This window comes from Kitasatospora sp. NPDC058115 (assembly GCF_042884635.1).
In the GTDB taxonomy this organism is placed as follows: domain Bacteria; phylum Actinomycetota; class Actinomycetes; order Streptomycetales; family Streptomycetaceae; genus Kitasatospora.
The window spans coordinates 69382-86184 of record NZ_JBHVTL010000004.1; the positions used below are offsets into that span (position 1 = coordinate 69382).

The following is a 16803-nucleotide window of genomic DNA, read 5'->3' on the forward strand; positions in this document are numbered from 1 at the left end:
GGGAGGCGTGGATGGCGGTGCGGCAGCGGCTGGCGGCGGTGGTCGCCGTCGCGGTGCTGGCGGGCGGGTGCAGCTCGGCCGGCGCCCCGGAGCCGTCCTCCTCGACGAGCGCGCCCGGCTCCCCGACGCCGACGCCCAGCAGCGCCTCGCCGACCTGGCCGGCCAAGCCGACCGACCGCTCCCCGCACGGGGTGCTGCTCTCCGCCCAGCTGGCCATGCAGACCGCCCGCCGGGCCAAGGTGAGCTACCGGCTGGGCGCGGACGCCGGCTCCGGGCCGCTGTTCTGGCAGCCGAAGACCGCGCTCCAGGTCAAACGTTCCACCCCGGCCGCCGCCGAGCAGCTGATCGTGGTGGACACCGTGGCCTACGAGGGCGGCGACGCGGCCACCGCGGCCCGGCTGGGCGGCAAGCACTGGGAGCGGTTCGCCGGGCCGCCGGGGCCGGACGGCCACCGGGAGACCCCGTACGCGGGGCTGATCGACCTGCTCAACCCGGTGGTGGCGCTGGCCGCCGCGACCGCCGACGGGATCACCGTCCAGTACGTCGGCGAGGAGAAGCTGGAGGACTCGGCCGTCGAGCACTACCGGGTGGCCACCGACGCGGCCCGCTACGCGGCGGCGCAGACCCAGCTCACCCCGGCCCGCCGGGAGGGCCTGCGGACCGCGCTGGCGCCCGGCGGCTCGGCCTCGCTCACCCTGGACCTCTGGCTGAACGACAAGGACCAGCTGGTCCGGATGGACCGGACCGGGACGGGGGACAGCGGCCGGCTGGACGACTCGGTGCTCTACACCGAGCCCGGCGGCCCGCTCTCGGCGCAGGCCCCGGCGGAGGCGGACACCGTGGACACCGGCACCCGCAGCGTCTCCCCGCTGGCCCGCTGAGCGCCCCCGCACCGCCGCGGGGGCGTCCGGGGGGAGTGTCCGGGGCGAGCGATTTGCCCCGGACGGCGGCCTCCGGTTACTGTTACCGAAGCCAAAGACCGCTGGTTGTCGCCGTGCGCCCGATGGGGAGTGCGCGACCGAAGGACCTGTGCTTCACGCGCAGGCAGCCCGCGCAGGACTGTTTGGAGCTTTGACCTCCGGGTCGCGTGCCCCGCACGTGGATCCGTCGAGTTCACACCGAGCCCCGTGCGCCTGCGCACCGGGGCTCATCTGCTTTTCCGCAGGGGCTTTCCTCCGTCCGGTGGTCCGAGGCGCGAATGGTCGACTCTCGCGGTCGGCCTGACTTCGACATCACGGAAGGAGGCGTAAGCCTATGGCTAGGCCCGACAAGGCTGCTGCCGTCGCCGAGATCACGGAGCTTTTCCGTGGCTCGAACGCGGCCGTGCTGACCGAGTACCGCGGTCTGACGGTGAAGCAGGTCAAGACCCTGCGTCGCTCGCTGGGTGACAACGCCCAGTACGCCGTGGTGAAGAACACGCTGACCAAGATCGCGGCCAATGAGGTCGGGATCACGGAGCTCGACGACCTGTTCGCCGGTCCGACGGCTGTCGCCTTCGTCACCGGTGACCCGGTGGAGTCGGCGAAGGCTCTGCGTGACTTCGCCAAGGAGAACCCCGCTCTCGTCATCAAGGGCGGTGTCCTTGACGGCAAGGCGCTGTCCGCCGACGAGATCAAGAAGCTCGCGGACCTTGAGTCCCGCGAGGTGCTGCTCGCCAAGCTGGCGGGTGCCATGAAGGCCAAGCAGTCCCAGACTGCCGCGCTCTTCCAGGCCCTGCCCTCGAAGCTCGTCCGCACGGTCGAGGCGCTTCGGGAGAAGGTCGAGCAGGGCGGTGCCGGTACGCCGGCTCCCGCCGCCGAGGAGACCGCGGCCGAGTGATCGGCCGAGGCCCTGCCTCGCTGCGGGCCCGTACGCCCGCCAATCCGTACATCCGGCACCACCTGCCGATTTAGTGGAAGGACGCCAATCATGGCGAAGCTGTCCCAGGACGAGCTGCTCGCGCAGTTCGAGGAGCTCACCCTCATCGAGCTGGCCGCGTTCGTGAAGGCCTTCGAGGAGAAGTTCGACGTCACCGCCGCCGCCCCGGCCGCCGCCGTCGTCGTTGCCGGCGGTGCCGGTGGCGCCGAGGCCGCTGCCGAGGAGCAGGACGAGTTCGACGTCATCCTCGAGTCGGCCGGCGACAAGAAGATCCAGGTCATCAAGGAGGTGCGCACCCTGACCTCCCTCGGCCTGAAGGAGGCCAAGGACCTCGTTGACACCGCTGGTGCCAAGGTCCTGGAGAAGGTTGCCAAGGACGTTGCCGAGAAGGCCAAGGCCGCCCTTGAGGGCGCCGGCGCCAAGGTCACCGTCAAGTGACTTCGCCCCGGCCCTAGTGGCCGGGAGGCACTTCTGAGCCCCCTCCGAGGGGGCCCGGGCCGGGCCGATCACCCCTGTGGTGGTCGGCCCGGCCTTTTGCGTTCCCCGGCCCCGCGGGCCGCCCCGTGCGTGGACACACCGGTGTGGCCGAACGCTCACTCGGCACTGTCGGTGCGGGCGGGTATGGTGATCGCTGTCATCGGGTGTGGCTCCGACCACGGCTTCTGTAACGCCGGGGCGGTCCGGCGCGATGAACGGGTCGAGGCCCGCGCCGGAGGCGGGCCCTTGACGAACCCGGCACGGCGCGCGATTCTCAAGGCGCGAGTCGGCCCGGTTGGTCCGCCGCCGGATGCATAACCGGCGGCTCCGGAGGGAAGTGACTCCACGTGAGTCGTGGGCCCGGCGAGTCCGGGCCGGTGCAGTACCCGGCGGGCGTCCGCGCCCGACGGCTACCGGGAGGAGTCTCCGATTCGGTCTCCGAATCAGAGCTGGACAGCAGTGTCGCCTTTGGCTACACTGTCCCTTTGCGCTGCCTGTTAGCTTCTCCGTGACTCGTCGCCCGGAGTTTGCGTTGCCCCGAAGGGGTCTGGCACCACCTCCGCAAAGCGGCTCTGACCTGGGGTTTCGATCCCGGCAGAGGCCAGTGGCGAGGGAGGCGGGACCAAGCCCGTGAAGGCCCGGCTGGTACGCGCGTAGTGAGCTCCGAGCCCTCGGAAGGACCCCCCTCTTGGCCGCGCCGCGCAACGCCTCGAACAATTCCGCCGCATCCACCGCCCCGCTCCGCGTCTCCTTCGCGAAGATCAAGGAGCCCCTCGAGGTCCCGAACCTCCTGGCCCTGCAGACCGAGAGCTTTGACTGGCTGCTCGGCAACGCGGCCTGGAAGACCCGGGTCGAGGAGGCGCTGGAGAACGGTCTGGACGTCCCCACCAAGTCCGGTCTGGAGGAGATCTTCGAGGAGATCTCGCCGATCGAGGACTTCAGTGGGTCGATGTCGCTGACCTTCCGCGACCACCGTTTCGAGCCGCCGAAGAACTCCATTGACGAGTGCAAGGACCGCGACTTCACGTTCGCCGCCCCGCTCTTCGTCACGGCCGAGTTCACCAACAACGAGACCGGTGAGATCAAGTCTCAGACGGTCTTCATGGGCGACTTCCCGCTCATGACCCACAAGGGCACGTTCGTGATCAACGGCACCGAGCGTGTCGTCGTGTCGCAGCTCGTCCGCTCCCCGGGCGTGTACTTCGACTCCACCCTGGACAAGGTCTCCGACAAGGAGATCTACTCCTGCAAGGTCATCCCCTCGCGTGGTGCCTGGCTGGAGATGGAGATCGACAAGCGCGACATGGTCGGCGTGCGCATCGACCGCAAGCGCAAGCAGTCGGTCACCGTGCTGCTCAAGGCCCTCGGCTGGACCAACGAGATGATTCTCGAAGAGTTCGGCGAGTACGAGTCGATGCGCGCCACCCTGGAGAAGGACCACACCCAGGGCCAGGACGACGCGCTGCTGGACATCTACCGCAAGCTGCGTCCGGGTGAGCCGCCGACGCGCGAGGCCGCGCAGACGCTGCTGGAGAACCTGTACTTCAACCCGAAGCGCTACGACCTCGCCAAGGTCGGCCGCTACAAGGTGAACCGCAAGCTCGGCAACGCCGAGTCGCTGGACTCCGGTGTGCTCACCGAGCCCGACATCATCAACGCGATCAAGTACCTGGTCAAGCTGCACGCCGGCGAGGTCGACTGGCGTGACGAGACCGGCCGCGACATCGTGGTCGAGGTCGACGACATCGACCACTTCGGCAACCGCCGCCTGCGCAACGTGGGCGAGCTCATCCAGAACCAGGTCCGTACGGGTCTCGCCCGTATGGAGCGCGTCGTGCGCGAGCGCATGACCACCCAGGACGTCGAGGCGATCACGCCGCAGACCCTGATCAACATCCGGCCGGTCGTCGCCTCCATCAAGGAGTTCTTCGGCACCAGCCAGCTGTCGCAGTTCATGGACCAGACGAACCCGCTGTCGGGCCTGACCCACAAGCGCCGTCTGTCCGCCCTCGGCCCCGGCGGTCTCTCCCGTGAGCGCGCCGGCTTCGAGGTCCGTGACGTGCACCCCTCGCACTACGGCCGCATGTGTCCGATCGAGACCCCCGAAGGCCCGAACATCGGTCTGATCGGCTCGCTGGCCTCGTACGGCCGGGTCAACGCGTTCGGCTTCATCGAGACCCCGTACCGCAAGGTCGTCGACGGCGTGGTCACCGAGCAGGTCGACTACCTGACCGCCGACGAGGAGGACCGCTACGTCATCGCCCAGGCGAACGCCCCGCTGACCGCGGACCTGCACTTCGCCGAGCCCCGCGTCCTGGTCCGCCGCCGTGGTGGCGAGATCGACTACATCCCGGGCACCGAGATCGACTACATGGACGTCTCGCCGCGCCAGATGGTGTCGGTCGCGACCGCCATGATCCCGTTCCTGGAGCACGACGACGCCAACCGCGCGCTCATGGGCTCGAACATGATGCGCCAGGCGGTGCCGCTGCTGAAGAGCGAGGCCCCGCTGGTCGGCACCGGCATGGAGTACCGCTGCGCCGTCGACGCCGCCGACGTCATCACCGCCGAGAAGGCGGGTGTCGTCCAGGAGGTCTCGGCCGACTACGTCACCGTGGCCAACGACGACGGCACGTACACCACGTACCGCGCCGCCAAGTTCACCCGCTCCAACCAGGGCACCGCCTTCAACCAGAAGGTGCTCGTGGACGAGGGCGCCCGGGTCGAGGTCAACCAGGTGCTGGCCGACGGCCCGTGCACCGACGAGGGCGAGATGGCCCTCGGCAAGAACCTGCTCGTGGCGTTCATGTCGTGGGAGGGTCACAACTACGAGGACGCGATCATCCTGTCGCAGCGCCTCGTGCAGGACGACGTCCTCTCCTCGATCCACATCGAGGAGCACGAGGTCGACGCCCGTGACACCAAGCTCGGCCCCGAGGAGATCACCCGGGACATCCCGAACGTCTCCGAGGAGGTCCTCGCCGACCTCGACGAGCGCGGCATCATCCGCATCGGCGCCGACGTCGTCACCGGCGACATCCTGGTCGGCAAGGTCACCCCGAAGGGCGAGACCGAGCTGACCCCGGAGGAGCGCCTGCTCCGCGCGATCTTCGGCGAGAAGGCCCGCGAGGTCCGCGACACCTCGCTGAAGGTCCCGCACGGTGAGTCCGGCAAGGTCATCGGCGTGCGCGTCTTCGACCGCGAAGAGGGCGACGAGCTGCCCCCGGGCGTGAACCAGCTGGTCCGCGTCTACGTGGCCCAGAAGCGCAAGATCACCAACGGTGACAAGCTCGCCGGCCGCCACGGCAACAAGGGCGTCATCTCCAAGATCCTGCCGGTCGAGGACATGCCGTTCCTGGAGGACGGCACCCCGGTCGACATCATCCTCAACCCGCTGGGTGTCCCGTCCCGAATGAACCCGGGACAGGTCCTGGAGATCCACCTCGGGTGGCTCGCCAAGCAGGGCTGGGACGTCTCCGGCCTCGCCGACGAGTGGGCCCAGCGCCTGCAGGCGATCGGCGCCGACACGGTCGAGGGCGGCACCAACCTGGCCACCCCGGTCTTCGACGGCGCCCGCGAGGACGAGATCACCGGCCTGCTGGACAACACCACGCTCACCCGTGACGGTGCGCGCCTGGTGAACTCCACCGGCAAGGCCCGGCTGTTCGACGGCCGCTCCGGCGAGCCGTTCCCGATGCCGGTCTCGGTCGGCTACATGTACATCCTCAAGCTGCACCACCTGGTCGACGACAAGCTGCACGCCCGCTCGACCGGCCCGTACTCGATGATCACCCAGCAGCCGCTCGGTGGTAAGGCGCAGTTCGGTGGTCAGCGCTTCGGTGAGATGGAGGTGTGGGCCCTTGAGGCGTACGGCGCGGCCTACGCGCTGCAGGAGCTGCTCACCATCAAGTCCGACGACGTTCTCGGCCGCGTGAAGGTCTACGAGGCCATCGTCAAGGGCGAGAACATCCCCGAGCCCGGCATTCCCGAGTCCTTCAAGGTCCTCATCAAGGAAATGCAGTCGCTCTGCCTCAACGTGGAGGTGCTGTCCTCGGACGGCCAGTCCATCGAGATGCGGGACTCCGACGAGGACGTGTTCCGCGCCGCCGAGGAGCTCGGCATCGACCTGTCCCGGCGCGAGCCGAGCAGCGTCGAAGAGGTCTGACGGAGGTGGGGCCGGCTGCCCGCTGAGCAGCCGGCCCGCCCCCAGGCCCCCCTCAGACCACACGAACGACTCTCGACTTACGAAAGAGGGCTTGACGACCAGTGCTTGACGTCAACTTCTTCGACGAGCTCCGCATCGGCCTGGCCACCGCCGACGACATCCGCCAGTGGTCGCACGGCGAGGTCAAGAAGCCGGAGACCATCAACTACCGCACCCTGAAGCCCGAAAAGGACGGCCTCTTCTGCGAGAAGATCTTCGGCCCCACCCGGGACTGGGAGTGCTACTGCGGTAAGTACAAGCGCGTCCGCTTCAAGGGCATCATCTGCGAGCGCTGCGGCGTCGAGGTGACCCGCGCCAAGGTGCGTCGTGAGCGGATGGGCCACATCGAGCTGGCCGCCCCGGTCACCCACATCTGGTACTTCAAGGGCGTGCCGTCCCGCCTCGGCTACCTGCTGGACCTGGCGCCGAAGGACCTCGAAAAGGTCATCTACTTCGCCGCCTACATGATCACCTGGGTCGACGACGAGCGCCGCCAGCGCGACCTGCCGTCCCTGGAGGCGCACGTCTCGGTCGAGCGCCAGCAGATCGAGAACCGCCGCGACTCCGACCTCGAAGCCCGCGCCAAGAAGGCCGAGACCGACCTGGCCGAGCTGGAGGCCGAGGGCGCCAAGGCCGACGTGCGCCGCAAGGTGCGCGAGGGCGCCGAGCGCGAGATGAAGCAGCTGCGCGACCGCGCGCAGCGCGAGCTCGACCGCCTCGACGAGGTGTGGGCCCGCTTCAAGAACCTCAAGGTCCAGGACCTTGAGGGCGACGAGCTGCTCTACCGCGAGCTGCGCGACCGCTTCGGCACCTACTTCTCCGGCTCGATGGGCGCGGCGGCCCTCAAGGACCGCCTTGAGACCTTCGACCTGGCGGAGGAGTCCGAGCGCCTGCGCGAGATCATCCGCACCGGCAAGGGCCAGAAGAAGACCCGTGCGCTGAAGCGCCTCAAGGTCGTCTCGGCGTTCCTGCAGACCACCAACAAGCCCAACGGCATGGTGCTGGACTGCGTCCCGGTCATCCCGCCGGACCTGCGTCCGATGGTGCAGCTGGACGGTGGCCGCTTCGCGACCTCCGACCTGAACGACCTGTACCGCCGCGTCATCAACCGCAACAACCGCCTGAAGCGGCTTCTCGACCTCGGCGCGCCCGAGATCATCGTGAACAACGAGAAGCGCATGCTCCAGGAGGCCGTCGACGCGCTGTTCGACAACGGCCGCCGCGGCCGTCCGGTCACCGGCCCGGGCAACCGCCCGCTGAAGTCCCTCAGCGACATGCTGAAGGGCAAGCAGGGTCGTTTCCGCCAGAACCTGCTCGGCAAGCGCGTCGACTACTCGGCCCGTTCGGTCATCGTCGTCGGCCCGCAGCTCAAGCTGCACCAGTGCGGTCTGCCCAAGGCCATGGCGCTGGAGCTCTTCAAGCCGTTCGTGATGAAGCGCCTGGTCGACCTGAACCACGCGCAGAACATCAAGTCGGCCAAGCGCATGGTCGAGCGCGCCCGTCCGGTCGTGTGGGACGTCCTCGAAGAGGTCATCGCCGAGCACCCGGTCCTGCTGAACCGTGCGCCCACCCTGCACCGCCTCGGCATCCAGGCCTTCGAGCCGCAGCTGGTCGAGGGCAAGGCCATCCAGATCCACCCGCTCGTCTGCACCGCGTTCAACGCGGACTTCGACGGTGACCAGATGGCCGTCCACCTGCCGCTCTCCGCGGAGGCGCAGGCCGAGGCCCGCATCCTGATGCTGTCCTCGAACAACATCCTGAAGCCGGCCGACGGCCGCCCCGTCACCATGCCGACCCAGGACATGGTGCTCGGCCTGTTCTTCCTGACCTCGGACCGCGAGAACGTGAAGGGCGCCGGCCGCACCTTCTCGTCGACCGCCGAGGCGATCATGGCCTTCGACGCCCGCGAGCTGGACGTCCAGGCCCCGATCGAGCTGCGCCTGCCCATCGGCACCGTCCCGCCCCGTGGCTGGACCCCGCCGCTGGACGAGGACGGCCAGTCGTCCTGGTTCGAGGGCGAGTCCTTCCGCCTGAAGACCACCCTGGGCCGCGCGCTCTTCAACGAGCTGCTGCCCGAGGACTACCCGTTCGTCGACTACGAGGTGGGCAAGAAGCAGCTCTCCGCGATCGTCAACGACCTGGCCGAGCGCTACCCCAAGGTCACCGTCGCGGCGACCCTGGACAACCTGAAGGCGGCCGGCTTCCACTGGTCGACCCGTTCGGGTGTCACCGTCTCCATCTCGGACGTCATCGTCCCGCCGAGCAAGCCCCAGATCCTTGAGGGCTACGAGGCGAAGGCGGAGAAGGTCCAGAAGCAGTACGAGCGCGGTCTGATCACCAACGACGAGCGCAAGCAGGAGCTCGTCGGCATCTGGACCCAGGCGACCAACGAGGTCGCGGACGCCATGGCCGCGAACTTCCCGAAGACCAACCCGATCTTCATGATGGTCGACTCGGGCGCCCGTGGAAACATGATGCAGATGCGCCAGATCGCCGGTATGCGCGGTCTGGTGTCCAACGCCAAGAACGAGACCATCCCGCGACCCATCAAGGCGTCGTTCCGTGAGGGCCTCACCGTTCTGGAGTACTTCATCTCCACCCACGGTGCCCGTAAGGGTCTGGCGGACACCGCTCTGCGTACCGCCGACTCCGGTTACCTCACCCGTCGTCTGGTCGACGTCTCCCAGGACGTCATCATTCGCGAGGAGGACTGCGGCACCGAGCGCGGCCTGAAGCTGGCCATCGGCACCGTCGGCGCGGACGGCGTCCTGCGCAAGACGGACGACGTCGAGACCAGCGTCTACGCCCGCATGCTCGCCGAGGACATCACCGTCGACGGCAAGCTGCTGGCCACGGCCAACACCGACCTCGGTGACGTCCTGATCGACGAGCTGATCCGCCACGGCATCGCCGAGGTCAAGACCCGCTCGATCCTGACCTGTGAGTCGGCCGTCGGCACCTGCGCCATGTGCTACGGGCGCTCGCTGGCCACCGGCAAGCTGGTCGACATCGGTGAGGCGGTCGGCATCATCGCCGCCCAGTCCATCGGTGAGCCCGGTACCCAGCTGACCATGCGTACCTTCCACACCGGTGGTGTGGCCGGTGACGACATCACCCAGGGTCTGCCGCGTGTCGTCGAGCTCTTCGAGGCCCGTACCCCCAAGGGTGTGGCCCCGATCTCGGAGGCCCAGGGCCGGGTCCGCATCGAGGACACCGAGAAGACCCGCAAGATCGTCGTCACCCCGGACGACGGCACCGACGAGATCGCCTACCCGGTCTCCAAGCGTGTCAAGCTCCTGGTGAGCGAGGGCGAGGCGGTCGAGGTCGGCCAGAAGCTGACCATGGGTGCCACCAACCCGCACGACGTCCTGCGCATCATGGGCCAGCGTGCCGTCCAGGTCCACCTGGTCGCCGAGGTCCAGAAGGTCTACAACTCGCAGGGTGTGTCGATCCACGACAAGCACATCGAGATCATCATCCGGCAGATGCTCCGCCGCGTGACGATCATCGAGTCGGGCGACGCCGAGCTGCTCCCGGGCGAGCTCGTCGAGCGCGGCCGCTTCGAGCAGGAGAACCGTCGCGTGGTCTCCGAGGGCGGTCACCCCGCCTCCGGCCGTCCGCAGCTGATGGGTATCACCAAGGCCTCGCTGGCCACCGAGTCCTGGCTGTCGGCCGCCTCCTTCCAGGAGACGACCCGGGTCCTCACCGACGCGGCGATCCACGCCAAGTCGGACCCGCTGCTGGGCCTCAAGGAGAACGTCATCCTCGGTAAGCTCATCCCGGCCGGTACGGGTCTGCCCCGCTACCGCAACATCCGGGTCGAGCCGACCGAGGAGGCCAAGGCCGCCATGTACTCGGCCGTCGGCTACGACGACTACGACCTGTCGCCCTTCGGCGCCGGCTCCGGCCAGGCGGTCCCGCTGGACGACTACGACTACGGCCCGTACACCGGCTGAGTCCACGGTCCCCGTCCGCAGGGCGGCCACCCCCTCCCGGGGTGGCCGCCCTGCGGCGTTCCCGGGGGGCGGAGGGAAACGGATTAGGGTTCTGGGGCGAAGTCGCGTAAGATCGTGTTCACCGACGCGGGGTGGAGCAGCTCGGTAGCTCGCTGGGCTCATAACCCAGAGGTCGCAGGTTCAAATCCTGTCCCCGCTACTGCATCGAAGGGCCCGGAGGCTTCAAGCCTCCGGGCCCTTCGGGTTTTCCGGGCTCCGGTGGGCGGGGGAGGGCGGGCGGGCGTGGTGGGGCGGATTTTCGGTGGCGGGTGGGCGGGGGGAGCCGTACCGTCCGGGGCATGAACGCGAAGCGGCCGCTGATCGCCGTCCTCACCGGCGCAGGGATCTCCACCGACTCGGGCATTCCCGACTACCGAGGCCCGAACGGGCTCTGGCAGCGCGATCCGGACGCGCAGCGGCTGGTCACCATCGGCCCGTACCTGGACGACTCGGAGGTCCGCCGGCAGGCCTGGCGGATGCGGGCCGGGACGGGGGCGCTCGCCGCCGAGCCGAACGCGGGGCACCGGGCGCTGGTCGGACTGGAACGTTCCGGGCTGCCGGTGCGGATCCTGACCCAGAACGTCGACGGGCTGCACCAGCGGGCCGGGCAGACGCCCCGCAAGGTGCTCGAACTCCACGGCACCGCGCGGGAGGTGCAGTGCGTGGCGTGCCGGGTGACGGGCCCGATGGAGGAGGCGCTGGAACGGGTGGCGGCGGGCGAGGCGGACCCGGAGTGCCGGGACTGCGGCGGGATCCTGCGGCCGCGCACCGTGATGTTCGGCGAGCAGCTGGACCCGGAGGTGCTGCGGCAGGCGGACGCGATCAGCCGGGCCTGCGAGCTGTTCATCGTGGTCGGCACCAGTCTGCAGGTCTTCCCGGTCGCCGGGCTGCCGTACAACGCGGTGAAGACCGGCTCCCGGCTGATCATCGTGAACGGTGAGCCGACGCCGTTCGACGAGGCGGCGCAGGAGGTCGTCCGGGAGCCGATCTCCACCGCCCTGCCGGCGCTGGTCCGGCGGCTGGTCGCCCGGTACGCCTGACCGCCGTCCCGGGGCGTCCCGGGGCGTCCCGGGGCGTCCCGGGGCGTCCCGGGGTGTTCCGGGGCGGAGAATTCGGTGACGACCGGGTGACGACGTTCCGAACTGGCCGCTCCCGGTGGCCGGTTCTGCGCTACGCTGCCGCGCGGAGCGGCGTGGCCGGGTTCCGGCCACAGGGGGAGGCCGCGCGGGCGGGCGCGCCCGCGCGCCGCACCGGCCACGGGTGTCCCCTGCTCCGCGGCGGCGCGTACGAAGGAGCCCCTCATGACCTCAGGTCGACTGCTGGACCGCCACGCGATCGGGGGCGAGCTGCGGGCGCTGGCGGACCGGCCCGGGCTGGCGAGCCGTCAGGAGGAGCTCAGGGAGCTGGGGTTGGCGCTCTCCGGTGCCGGCGACCTCGACCGGTGGGCCGAACTCGACCTGGTGCACAGCTTCGTGCGGCCGGAGAGCGTACGGGCCGCGGTGCGGCCGGGCACCGAGCCGAGGTTCTGGGCCTGGGCCGAAGTCGCCCTGGGCGCCCTGGTGTTCGTCCCGCTGCTGGTCACCTGGGCCGGGCTGATGCAGGCCACCAGCGCCTACCGGGCGCTGATCGGCGCGGACGCCGGGCAGGCCGCCCGGCCGTTCCTCCAACTCTGGCAGACCGGCTTCGAGGGCCGGCTGTCGGGCTGGGCCACCTTCGGCGACGTCGCCCTGTCCGCGACCCTGTTCATCACGCTGCTGCTGGTGCTCTCCGTCGCGCACGGCGTACGCCGGGCCGGCACCGTCCGCCGGGAGGCGGCGGCCGAGGCCGAGGCGGAGGACCTGCTGGCGGAGCTGGCGCCGGTGCTCACCCGCGCGCAGCTGGTGCTGAACGAGCGCCGCCGGGCCACCCCGCAGCGCTTCACCGCCGAACTGACCGGCGCCGCCGAGACCCTGGAGCGGCTCGGCCGGCAGGCCGCCGACACCCAGCGGGAGCTGAGCGAGGCGGCGCTGGCCGTCGAGCGCTCGGTCGCCGGGGCCGAGCGGCGGCTCACCGAGGCCGGCGAGGCGGTCGATCCGCTGCGCCGGGCCGTCGACGGCGTCGAGAAGGCGGTCGACGGGGTCGGCAAGGCCGTCGACGGGGTCGGTGTCGCGGTGCGGGACAGCGGCGAGCGGCTCGCCGAGACGGTCCGGGACGGCGCGGCGGCCACCGACGGCCTCGTCCACCGCGGCGGGAAGCAGGCCCTCGACGCGGCCGAGCTGGTCCGGCTGGCCACCGACCGGGTGGGCGCCGAACTCGCCGGGGCGGGGGAGCGGGTGGAGGAGGCGGTGCGCGACCTCGCGGTCGCCCAGCGCGGGTTCACCACCGGCGCGGAGACCGTGGCCGACGTCAACGGGCAGGTGCTGGAACGGCTGGACGGCCTGGCCCGGGAGGTCGCGGTCCTGGCCGACCGGGTCGCGGCGGCGGCCTCGGCGGCCACCGCGGCGGCCGAGCGCCTGGGGACGCCCGCGCCGGGCGGGTCGCCGGGCGCACCGTTGGGCGGACACCGCGACGGGGCGGGCATCGTCATGGTGAAGACGGCCTCCGGCCCCGGCCCGGACGCCGGCGCCGCCCGCTCCCGGGGCACCGGCGCGGCCGCCGCCGGCCCGGCCGTCGAGGACGGCGACCTGACGCTGCTGGAACTCGACGAGGTGCCGGTACCGGGGCAGGGGCAGGGGCCGGGCCGATGAGGGGCCGGTTCCGGACGGCACGGCGGCCGCGAGCCCGGGGCGTGCACCTGGCCGGCTGGCTGTTCGCCGACATGCTGCTCGTGCTCGCCCTGGTCGCGATGGGCGACCAGGGCGACCCGGTGGCCGCCCGGCGGGCCGTCGTCACGCCTACCGCCACCGCCACCGCGGAGACGAGCGCCACCACCGCCGCCACGCCCACCACCACGCCCACCCCGGCCGGGCCGCGCGGCGTCGAGCACGACCCGGTCACCGTCGACGTCTCCGGGGAGGCCTCGGACACGGCCGGGCTGACCGCCCAGATCCGCGCGGCCACCGAGCGGTACGCGGGCCGGCAGGCGGCCGTCGTCCTCACCTTCGGCAGCAACCGCGACCCGGGCGTCGGCCAGGCCTACGCCCACACCGTCAACGGCCTGCTCGCGCAGGCCCGTCCGGAGATGTTCCGGGGCACCACCACCCGGGACTTCATCTCGCTCGCGGACAACCCCCGGCACGCCTCGCTGGAGATCTACTTCTACACCGGCTGACCGCCAACGCCCTGCCAATCGAAGGAGAAGAGCAGTGCAGATCCTCCCGTTCTACGCCGTGTGCGACGAATCGGGGTCGATGAGCGCCGACATCGACACCCTCAACAAGGCCCTGTTCGACCTCCACCAGGAGATCAGCACCAACCCGACCATCGCCGACAAGACCCGGTTCGGGCTGATCGGCTTCTCCACCGACGCCCACGAGCTCCAGCCGCTGGTCGACCTGAGCGACCTGGAGGAGCTGCCCGCCCTGGAGGCCTCCGGCCTGACCTCCTTCGGCAACGCCTTCACCCTGCTGCGCCAGGCGATCGAGCGGGACGTGCAGGCGCTCAAGGCGGACGGTCACGACGTCTACCGCCCGGTGGTCTTCTTCCTCTCCGACGGCGTGCCGACCGACTCCGACTGGGACCAGCCCTACCAGGACCTGCTGGCCGCCGCCTTCCGGCCGCACATCATCGCCTTCGGCATCGGCCAGGCCGACCGGAGCGTGATCGCGCGGGTCGCCACCTTCAAGGCGTTCATGCAGGACGAGGGGACGGCCAACCCGGCCGTCGCGCTGCGGGAGTTCGCGGCCAGCCTGACCCGTTCGATCGTCCGCTCGGTGAGCGGGGCGACCGAGGCCGGCCAGGGCATGAGCCTCCAGGTCGACGACCAGGTGCCCGGCTTCACCTCCGTCTCGCTCGACAAGCTCTGAGGCCGGGCCGCCGGATGAACGCGTACGACAACCAGCTGCCGGCCGGCCACGCCCAGGAGCCCGGGCCGGAGCACGCGCCGAGCCGCAAGGAGGACCCGATCGACCTCGCGGCCTCCGTGTACGAGCACGGCTGGGGCCCGGAGACGACGGCCCCGGCCCGGGCCGACGCCCCGGCGCAGGCGTCGCGGCCGGTGGTTCCCGGGCCGGTGGTCTCCGGGCCGGTGGTGCCGGAGGGGTTCCTGCCGCGCCCGATCGGCCCGGGGCCGTCGGCGGTCCGCGAGCCGCACGGTGCCGACGGCCCGGCCGTCGTGGCGCCCGCCGCCGGGGCCGTCACCGCCCCGGTCCCGCCCGCCGGGGCCGTCCCCACCGGGGCCGCCACCGCCCCCGGCGGGGTCGTGCGGCCGCCCTCGTTCCGGGAGCCCGGCCCGCTGGACCACATCGGCCGCAAGGCCCCCGCCTACCCCGCCGAGCCGACCGACATCCCCGCCGTCCCGGGCGGCGACCTCTTCGGCGCCCTGCTGCCCGACACCGTGGTGGACGGCGGGCGATTCGGCCCGGTCACCGTCCGCGCCGCCTCCGTGCGCGGCGACGGGCACCGCTACGCGGCCGAGTGCCGCCAGGACGCCGTCCTGGTCGTGCGGACCGGCGAGCTGCTGCTGGTCGCGGTGGCCGACGGCGTCGGCTCCCAGTCGCACTCCCACCACGGCTCGCACGGGATCCTCCGGATGCTCACCCGGCAGGTCGCGCAGAAGGCGGAGACCCTGCTGGCCTTCCTGCGCTCCGGCGCCGAGCTCGACTTCGCCAGCCTGACCAGCCGGCTCATCGCGGAGGCCGCCGACCAGCTCGCCGAGGAGGCCCGAAAGGAGGGCCGCCCGCCGAAGTCCTACTCCACGACCCTGCGGGCCCTGCTGGTGCCGGCCGACCCGGCCGTGCCGTTCCGGGGCTTCGTCTCGGTCGGCGACGGCGGACTGCTGCGCCTGCGCGGGGGCGGCTGGCAGAACCTCGAAGCGGCCGAGGCCGGCGAGGGCGGTGCCCTGATCAGCACCAGGACCGACTGCCTGCCCGAGGCCTACGAGCACGCCCGGGCCCGGCTGATCACCGACACCCGCCCCGGCGACCTGCTGGTGCTCTGCACCGACGGGCTCGCGCTCCCGCTGCTCAAGGAGCCCGAGCTGCAGGGCTGGCTCGGCGAGCGCTGGGGCAGCGCGGTGCCCGGGCTCGCGGAGTTCCTCTGGCAGACCCAGGTCCGGGTGCGCAGCTACGACGACGACCGCTCGGTCGTCTGCCTCTGGGAGGCCGCCCCGTGAGCGTGCCGGACATCGCCACCGCGCTGGCCACGGGCGGGGACGCGGACCTGGCGCTGCTGCCCCTCGGCGACGAGGCCGGCCGGGGCGGCCAGGGCCGGGTGCAGCGCCTCGTCGGCTACCCCGGCCTGCTGTTCAAGCGCTACCTGGAGGCCGGGCGGGTCAACGGCGGGGCGCTGACCGCGCTGGTCGCCCTGCGGCTCGGCCTGCCGCAGGCCGACCGGGAGCGGCTGGACGCCCAGGCGGCCTGGCCGCTCTGCCGGGTGACGGACGGCCCGCGCTGCGTCGGCTTCCTGATGCGGGAGGCCCCGCCGGCGATGACCTGGCAGACGGCGGCCGGCACCCGCAAGCTCACCGAGGCGCAGTACCTGCTCTACCCGGAGAAGTCGGCCACCCAGGGCATCGTCCGCCCGGACGCGGAGCAGCGGACGGCGCTGCTGCTGGAGCTGGTGGGCCTGATCGACCGGCTGCACCGCTGGGGCCTGGTGATCGGGGACCTCTCGCACGCCAATGTGCTCTGGACGGTGCGGCCCGAGCCGGCGGTGCACCTGCTGGACTGCGACGGCATCCGCCGGGTCGGCGCCGCCCCGGTGCTGGAGCAGGCGGACACGCCCAACTGGGCGGACCCGCGCTCCCCGCACGGCAGCGCGGCCTCGGTGGACAGCGACCGCTACAAGGCGGCGTTGCTGATCGGCCGGATCCTGGCGCAGGACCCGTACGTCGCGCCGGGCGCGAGGCTGGAGCCGCTGCCGGGGCTGCTGGCGGACCGGCCGCTGGCGATGGTCCGGCGGGTCTGGGAGCAGGCCGACGGCCCGTACGGGAGCCGGCCGGACCTGACCGCCTGGCTGCTGGCGCTCGGCGGCCGCGGCAGCATTCCGCTCGCGCCGGGTGTCCCCCCGCCGCCACCGCGCCCGGCGCGGCCGGAGGACGAGCGGCTGTTCGACGGCCGGGGACCGGCCCGGGGGAGCATCCGGCTGAAGCGGCCCGGCTGACGGGGGCCGGCTGACGGGGGCCGGCCGACC

11 protein-coding genes and 1 tRNA gene are annotated in these 16803 nt (G+C 71.5%); all 12 read left to right on the plus strand.

The features are described 5' to 3' along the window. Positions 1–11: 11 nt before the first annotated feature. The 12 genes from ACFVVL_RS05380 to ACFVVL_RS05435 all read left to right on the plus strand — a co-directional run bounded on the left by ACFVVL_RS05380 (position 12) and on the right by ACFVVL_RS05435 (position 16773). The gene (locus ACFVVL_RS05380) at positions 12–881 is read left to right on the plus strand and encodes a hypothetical protein (protein WP_380289412.1); all 870 of its coding nucleotides are present in this window, start codon (positions 12–14) and stop codon (positions 879–881) included. A gap of 373 nt (positions 882–1254) precedes the next feature. Continuing rightward, on the plus strand, positions 1255–1818 hold the full coding sequence (rplJ, locus tag ACFVVL_RS05385) for a 50S ribosomal protein L10 (protein WP_380289414.1): 564 nt from the start codon (positions 1255–1257) through the stop codon (positions 1816–1818). Positions 1819–1908: 90 nt separating this feature from the next. Then, positions 1909–2295 carry a 50S ribosomal protein L7/L12 gene (gene rplL / locus ACFVVL_RS05390; RefSeq protein ID WP_380289416.1) on the plus strand — a complete coding sequence of 129 codons (387 nt, stop codon included), beginning with the start codon at positions 1909–1911 and terminating at the stop codon, positions 2293–2295. A gap of 727 nt (positions 2296–3022) precedes the next feature. Then, positions 3023–6499, plus strand: coding sequence for a DNA-directed RNA polymerase subunit beta (gene rpoB, locus ACFVVL_RS05395; protein WP_380289418.1), 3477 nt, complete (start codon positions 3023–3025; stop codon positions 6497–6499). Between the two features lie 101 nt (positions 6500–6600). Next, a complete protein-coding gene (locus tag ACFVVL_RS05400; RefSeq protein WP_380289420.1) occupies positions 6601–10494 on the plus strand; it encodes a DNA-directed RNA polymerase subunit beta' in 3894 nt (1297 codons plus the stop codon). A gap of 125 nt (positions 10495–10619) precedes the next feature. Next, a tRNA-Met gene (locus tag ACFVVL_RS05405) sits at positions 10620–10693 on the plus strand. 139 nt (positions 10694–10832) lie between these two features. Beyond that, positions 10833–11573 (plus strand): NAD-dependent deacetylase, encoded by a 741-nt coding sequence (locus ACFVVL_RS05410; protein ID WP_387671509.1) that lies wholly within the window; start codon positions 10833–10835, stop codon positions 11571–11573. A gap of 261 nt (positions 11574–11834) precedes the next feature. Continuing rightward, entirely contained in the window at positions 11835–13259 is a 1425-nt protein-coding gene (locus ACFVVL_RS05415; RefSeq protein ID WP_387671511.1) for a methyl-accepting chemotaxis protein, read from the plus strand. Continuing rightward, positions 13256–13783 (plus strand): hypothetical protein, encoded by a 528-nt coding sequence (locus tag ACFVVL_RS05420; protein WP_380289426.1) that lies wholly within the window; start codon positions 13256–13258, stop codon positions 13781–13783. The genes ACFVVL_RS05415 and ACFVVL_RS05420 overlap by 4 nt, the downstream gene beginning before the upstream one ends. Before the next feature lie 34 nt (positions 13784–13817). After that, positions 13818–14477 carry a VWA domain-containing protein gene (locus ACFVVL_RS05425; protein WP_380289428.1) on the plus strand — a complete coding sequence of 220 codons (660 nt, stop codon included), beginning with the start codon at positions 13818–13820 and terminating at the stop codon, positions 14475–14477. A gap of 14 nt (positions 14478–14491) precedes the next feature. Next, entirely contained in the window at positions 14492–15784 is a 1293-nt protein-coding gene (locus ACFVVL_RS05430) for a protein phosphatase 2C domain-containing protein (RefSeq protein WP_387671513.1), read from the plus strand. After that, positions 15781–16773 (plus strand): hypothetical protein, encoded by a 993-nt coding sequence (locus ACFVVL_RS05435; RefSeq protein WP_387671515.1) that lies wholly within the window; start codon positions 15781–15783, stop codon positions 16771–16773. The genes ACFVVL_RS05430 and ACFVVL_RS05435 overlap by 4 nt, the downstream gene beginning before the upstream one ends. Positions 16774–16803 lie beyond the last annotated feature (30 nt).